This is a genomic window from Anabaena sp. FACHB-1237, from assembly GCF_014696225.1.
Classification (GTDB): Bacteria; Cyanobacteriota; Cyanobacteriia; order Cyanobacteriales; family Nostocaceae; genus FACHB-1237.
The window spans coordinates 1-6,006 of record NZ_JACJPV010000079.1; the positions used below are offsets into that span (position 1 = coordinate 1).

Here is a 6,006-nt window from a genome sequence, read left to right on the forward strand (position 1 = left end):
AAACCCCATAAAGAAGCATTATGGAGTCCCAGTTATTTTGCTATCTCTGTAGGAGGTGCGCCGCTAGAGATATTAAAGGAGTATATCAAAAATCAAGAAAAGCCGTCCTAGAAGGACGGGGCTTGTATCCCATTATTTTCGGTCAGCTTAGGACTAAGTCTACACTCGGCAGTCATGCTATATTTGGAACATGAATAATAATCCACCTTAATCATACTTTGGCCATGAGTCAAAATACCCAAAACGATTTTACCCCAGCATCTTCCACACCAGGGTTAAAACCCGCCCTAGCCGCAGCATTAGCTAGTTTAGAAGTACAATTAGATCAAGAATTAACTAAATATAGACGTATTCGCAATACTGGAAAAAAGCATAATTATCTAAATATCCAAAGTTTTACAGCATCTAATAATAAAACATTTAATCAAAGCACAACAAATATAGACACTATCATACCAAATACAGGACTAATTGAAGACAAAAGTATCAGTTTACCGTTAATTCCTGTCACAGCACCATCTTTAACTATTAGTAATATTATTAGCAATAGTGAAAACGTTACAACTGATGAAAAACCACCTAATCAGGAAATATATACAAATGGAACAGATACAGAAGAAATGATAAATAGCATTGTTCATAGCAAACCTACCACCACAGAAACAGAAGAAATTACTTCTACAACAGATACAGTTAATCATCCTGATGAATATTTAGAGTCCAGTGAAGCGTTATTACGCAGTTTAAATGATGAACTCACCCCAGAAATTAAACCTCAAAGTTATTCTGAGAGTGTATTATCACCTACGGGTATTGCTTCCATGTTTCTATTGTTATTAGCAAGTTTAATTTTAGGATATGTGGTATTAAATCCTAAATATTTACCAAAGTTGAACTTTAATTTATCAAATAATAACTCTTTCTCTTCTATATCTACTTCAAAAAATGCAAAACCTGGAGATCGGATAATTACATCTACTACTGTACCAGAGATTACACCTATAGCTAAATATCCTAACTTAGCAAGTCAGGAATTTACCCAGGTAAGAGATCCTAATGATGTGGTAGGCTTAAAACCCAAAGTTAACCCTACTCCAGTAATTCCTCAAATTACTCCTACCACATTAACAATACAGCCACCCCTAACTTCTATCGCTCCTTTACCAAAACTTTCTCCTTTTATTGCCGATGTTCCCAATATTACTAACAGTTCATCCAGTAGAGTATCCCAAATTTCACCTAGTCCTAGTATTTCCACTAGTTCTACACCCGAAACAAAAATCAGTTTAGCACCCTTACCAGAAGATATCAAACCTGGTGCAAATGGGTATTATTATATTATTACTGATAATGACAGCAAAGACAGTTTAGCCGCAGCGAAGAAAATAGTGGCTGATGCTTATTTATCTCCAAACGGCAAATACATTTATTTAGGAGCCTTAAAAACTAAAGATGATGTAAAACGAAGATTACAAGAGTTAGCAAATCAAGGTGTTGCTGGCAGGGTACAAAATTAAATGAATTAAATGATAGGACTTAATTACCATAGTTAGTGGAAAATATCAATATGGAAGTTATGAAACGTATTGTGCGAGTAATTCGCGCTAATGTGAATAGTTGGATCAAGAATAAGGAAGATCCAGAGAAAATACTGGAAAATACTTTCATGGAAATGCAGGAAAATCTGGTATTGTTACGTCAGGGAGTAGCAGGAGCGATCGCCACCCAAAAACGTACAGAACGTCAAGCTGTGGCTGCTGAATCTAATGCTCAAGAATGGTATAATAGAGCAGAACTGGCATTAGAACAAGGCAAGGAGTCTTTAGCACGGGAGGCCCTCACTAAACGGCAATTTTACCAACAAACTGCTACTGCTTTGCTCAATCAAGTGCAGGATCATAAGAAAATAGTAGCTCAATGGAAAGATGATATGCGGGCATTAGAATTAAAAATAGCTCAAATGAGAACTAAGAAAGATATGTATATTGCCCGCGCTCGTTCTGCTGAAGCTAATTATCGCTTAAAAGAAATGCTGAGTGAATTTTCTCCTACATCCACAGTTAATGCATTAGCAAGTATGGAAGAGAAAGTTTTACAATTGGAAGCACAATCACAGGCTATTGGTAAGTTAGGAGGTGATAATCTGGAAATAGGATTTGCAGCTTTGAAGTCTAATGATGAGATTGATGTAGAACTGGCAATGATGAAAAATAATATGTTAAATAAATTAAAGAGCTAGAGCAATGATGACTTGGGCATTCTATCAGTTCTCTCTTTCCTCTTGAGCATTTGTGTAACCGTTACGGTTCCAAATTAGTGAGAATAACTGAAGAATATACATCAAAGACTTGTACTAAATGCGGTCATGTTCATAGAAAACTTGGTAGTTCTAAGAGCTTTGTTTGCCCTAATTGCGGTTATGACATACCGCGAGATTTTAATGGAGCTTTGGGGATTTTCCTCAAGGCAATGTGGGATACCACCTTTATCAACTCAGTTGGTAATGTTGTACTGGACCTTCACGATATCTCAGATGTCAGGGAATGTCTCGGTTAAAAGTATCAGTCAAGAAAGTTAGGAGATCAAGGAGTCAGGAGTCAGAATATCAAGAAGTGACAAACTAAGAATTTTGATTTTTTACCATCTTAGAGGGTGTTTTAAAAGCGAATATCAGAAGGCTTACGCCACGCTGCGCTATCGCTACTAAGCTGTTGTGCTTTTAACTTGAATAAATACAAGCAAGATGCTTGTGCTACTGTAACTTCAGGTTTTTTTAATTATACAGTGAGTGCTGCACATTAGCTTATACAGGTAAAGTCCACACTTTGACAGGCTCAGTGACCACCTGGACTAAGGAAAAACCAAGGATTTTTAACCTGTGTAGACACGATTTACAATCACCGGCTTTTGTGTTAATTTAGACTTTAGGGACATCCTCTTGCAACCGTCATGCATCATCTTTTAACTGCTATAACCGGGAAAAAACAACAATAAACAAAATTAGGAAAAATAAATTTATGGGACTATTTGATAGACTTAAACGAGTGGTTAGTGCTAACTTAAATGATCTGGTTAATAAAGCTGAAGATCCAGAAAAAATGCTAGAACAAGCTATTCTGGAAATGCAGGAAGACTTAGTTAAATTACGTCAAGGTGTGGCTCAGGCTATAGCTGCTCAAAAACGTACAGAAACACAATATAATGATATTCAATCGGAAATTAATAAATGGCAACGTAACGCGCAAATAGCACTACAGAAGGGTGATGAAAACCTAGCTCGTCAAGCATTAGAACGTAAGAAAACTTGTACAGAAACTAGTATTTCATTACAAGCCAGCTTAGATCAACAAACAGCGCAGGTGCAAGGAATTAAACATAATTTGATTCAGTTAGAAAGCAAACTATCTGAAGCTAAAACTAAGAAAGAAATGCTCAAAGCGCGGATTACTGCTGCTAAAGCTCAAGAACAATTGGGTAATATGGTTAGTGGTTTAAGTACGAGTAGCGCGATGGCTGCTTTTGAGCGTATGGAAGAAAAAGTATTAATGCAAGAAGCTCGCGCCCAGTCTACTGCTGAGTTAGCCGGTGCAGATTTAGAAACTCAGTTTGCACGGTTAGAAAGTAGTAGTGATGTTGATGATGAGTTAGCAGCAATGAAAGCAGCTTTAGCACCAGCACCTCCAGTACAAGAGTTACCTCCTAGTCAACCCACAAATACAGCACAACCAAGTAATACAGCAAAACCTACCACACCAGTAGATAAAGACTTGGAAGAATTACGCAGACAGTTAGATAATTTGTAAAGTGGTAGTCAGCTATCAGCTAATTTGGTTATATAAAATAATTCCCACACTGTTGAGTTGTGGGATTTTCTATTTTGTTGTTTCTATCAGGTATTGATATGATATTCTTACCAATTGCCAATTTAAGATAGACTTAATTTTGAATGAAACCGATAATATAGATGTTACTTTATGGAGACGATAATGAGCAAGGGCGTAATCACTATTACTGATGCTGAGTTTGAAAGAGAGGTTTTAGAAGCGGAAAAACCCGTATTAGTATATTTTTGGGCTTCCTGGTGTGGTCCTTGTCAATTGATGTCACCTGCGATTAATATAGCTGCTAATACTTACAGCGATCGCTTAAAAATTGTCAAAATGGAAGTTGATCCTAATCCTATCACAGTAAAACAATATCAGGTGGAAGGTGTACCAGCATTAAGATTAATTAAGGAAAAACAATTGTTAGAGTCTACTGAGGGAGCGATAAGTAAAGATAAGTTAATGAGTTTTTTAGATAAACATTTGAGTGAAAATTAGTAGATGATAGGTGACAGGTGATAGGTGATGGGTGACAGGTGACACCAGATGAGGTAGATAAATTTTGCTACAAAAGTTAACTACCCATGAGGAATATTTAAGTTTGACTTAGTAATATACATAGCGAGTAAAACTGTGGTGGAGGCCTTGAGTCGTTTCTTTAGTAAATCTAATAGAGGTATTGGTGTTGAATTAGCACCCCAACGAGTCAACGTTGTTGAATTGCGTAAACATCGTTCAAAAATCAAAATAGAATCGTTAACAACAGTACCTGTACCAGAAGGTATTATTGTTGACGGGCATATTGCAAATTCTCTCGAAATGGCAGAAATTATTCAAGAAGCCATTGCTGAGAGTAAAACCAAAGCCTCTCGCGTTGCTACCTCTATTCCTGGTAGAGATGCTATAGTTCGGTTAATTCCCGTGCCCTCAGAGTTAGATGATAAAGAGTTGCATGAAATTATATTTGATCATGAAGCCTCTTTATATTTACCCTATCCTCGTGAACATGCAGATATTGATTATCAGAAACTTGATTATTTTGTAGATGAGGATGGCATTGAAAAAGTCAAAGTCTTATTAGTAGCTACACCTAAGGAAGTGACAAAAACCTATTTGCAGACTTTTCAACAAGCAGGATTAGTCATTGATGTACTAGAAATTAATAGTTTTGCTTTAATTAGAACTATTCGTGATCAATTACGGCTGTTTGCACCCGAAGAGGCGGCTGTATTAGTGGATATTGAATTTGATAATACAGAAATTGCCATTATTATCAATGGTGTACCCCAATTTTCGCGGACTGTGCCTATTGGTACTTATCAATTACAGTCAGCAGTCAACAGGGCAATCAATTTGCCGATCACAAGAGATACTACTGAATTGGCACAAATAAGTATTCTTGGTAATAATAGCATGGACACAAATTCCACAGGATTAACTAGCAGCAATCCTGCTGTATCTGCTATGGTACGAGTATTAGGGGAATTAACCAATGAATTGCGACGTTCTATTGATTTTTACCTCAGTCAACATCAAAACCTAGAAGTTGCCCAAATTCTCCTAGCAGGCCCTGGAGGAGGATTACAAGAAATTGATGAGTTTTTTGCTCAAAGGTTATCTCTACCTACTACTAAAATAGATCCCATTGCTTGTTTATCTTTGGATGTGGAACCAGACAAGTATCCGATCATTCAACGGCCAGGTTTGGGTATAGTTCTTGGTTTGGGAATGCGGGAGGTATAACAAAATGTACAGTTTAGATATTAACTTTCTTAAATATCATGAAGATTATCAAAAGCAGAGTTTATCAGGGAAAAAGATCAATCAGCCTGTTAATGTCGAAGATTTAATGCCAGTTTTTCTTGGTGTGGGAGTGGGTTCAATATTTCCCGCTTTAGTATATGCTGGTTTAGTGTTTATTGATGTGCAAACTAAGCAAATCACCGAGGAAATTACTCAGTTAGAACAGGAGAGTAAAACTTTCGATGTCAAAATTAGTAGCATTGATAAGTTCAAGGCGGACACTAAAATAATTCAAAGCCAAACTAATGCTTTTAGGACTTACGCATTGACAGAATAAAAAAATAGTGCATTGATAAATAAGGGTCGTCTAGTAATCGGTATGGGAGAATGAGAGAAATTACTAAACTCTCGACAGCACAATGCAACATAGACATCTACA

Annotated in this window: 8 protein-coding genes; all 8 read left to right on the forward strand. The window is 36.7% G+C overall.

Annotated elements, in window-relative coordinates; translation table 11 throughout:
• Nucleotides 1-111, forward strand: a 111-nt coding sequence (locus H6F32_RS19930; protein ID WP_190371007.1) for a transposase, incomplete at its 5' end; no start/stop codon positions are given.
• A 113-nt stretch (nt 112-224) separates the two neighbouring features.
• Nucleotides 225-1,517, forward strand: a complete 1,293-nt coding sequence (locus tag H6F32_RS19935) for a hypothetical protein (RefSeq protein WP_190371008.1) — start codon at nt 225-227, stop codon at nt 1,515-1,517.
• Between the two features lie 50 nt (nt 1,518-1,567).
• The gene (locus tag H6F32_RS19940; RefSeq protein WP_190371009.1) at nt 1,568-2,239 is read left to right on the forward strand and encodes a PspA/IM30 family protein; all 672 of its coding nucleotides are present in this window, start codon (nt 1,568-1,570) and stop codon (nt 2,237-2,239) included.
• Nucleotides 2,240-2,316: 77 nt separating this feature from the next.
• Nucleotides 2,317-2,556 carry a zinc ribbon domain-containing protein gene (locus tag H6F32_RS19945; RefSeq protein WP_313926673.1) on the forward strand — a complete coding sequence of 80 codons (240 nt, stop codon included), beginning with the start codon at nt 2,317-2,319 and terminating at the stop codon, nt 2,554-2,556.
• A gap of 461 nt (nt 2,557-3,017) precedes the next feature.
• On the forward strand, nt 3,018-3,803 hold the full coding sequence (locus tag H6F32_RS19950; RefSeq protein WP_190371010.1) for a PspA/IM30 family protein: 786 nt from the start codon (nt 3,018-3,020) through the stop codon (nt 3,801-3,803).
• Between the two features lie 183 nt (nt 3,804-3,986).
• Nucleotides 3,987-4,322, forward strand: coding sequence for a co-chaperone YbbN (locus H6F32_RS19955; protein WP_190371011.1), 336 nt, complete (start codon nt 3,987-3,989; stop codon nt 4,320-4,322).
• Between the two features lie 135 nt (nt 4,323-4,457).
• On the forward strand, nt 4,458-5,567 hold the full coding sequence (gene pilM / locus H6F32_RS19960; RefSeq protein WP_190371012.1) for a type IV pilus assembly protein PilM: 1,110 nt from the start codon (nt 4,458-4,460) through the stop codon (nt 5,565-5,567).
• 4 nt (nt 5,568-5,571) lie between these two features.
• The gene (locus H6F32_RS19965) at nt 5,572-5,904 is read left to right on the forward strand and encodes a hypothetical protein (protein ID WP_190371013.1); all 333 of its coding nucleotides are present in this window, start codon (nt 5,572-5,574) and stop codon (nt 5,902-5,904) included.
• Nucleotides 5,905-6,006 lie beyond the last annotated feature (102 nt).

Bases quoted from the DNA above. Each gene is read 5' to 3' on its own strand.
- H6F32_RS19955 (WP_190371011.1), top strand. From the start codon at position 3,987: ATGAGCAAGGGCGTAATCACTATTACTGATGCTGAGTTTGAAAGAGAG.
- H6F32_RS19940 (WP_190371009.1), top strand. From the start codon at position 1,568: ATGGAAGTTATGAAACGTATTGTGCGAGTAATTCGCGCTAATGTGAAT.
- H6F32_RS19935 (WP_190371008.1), top strand. From the start codon at position 225: ATGAGTCAAAATACCCAAAACGATTTTACCCCAGCATCTTCCACACCA.
- H6F32_RS19965 (WP_190371013.1), top strand. From the start codon at position 5,572: ATGTACAGTTTAGATATTAACTTTCTTAAATATCATGAAGATTATCAA.
- H6F32_RS19950 (WP_190371010.1), top strand. From the start codon at position 3,018: ATGGGACTATTTGATAGACTTAAACGAGTGGTTAGTGCTAACTTAAAT.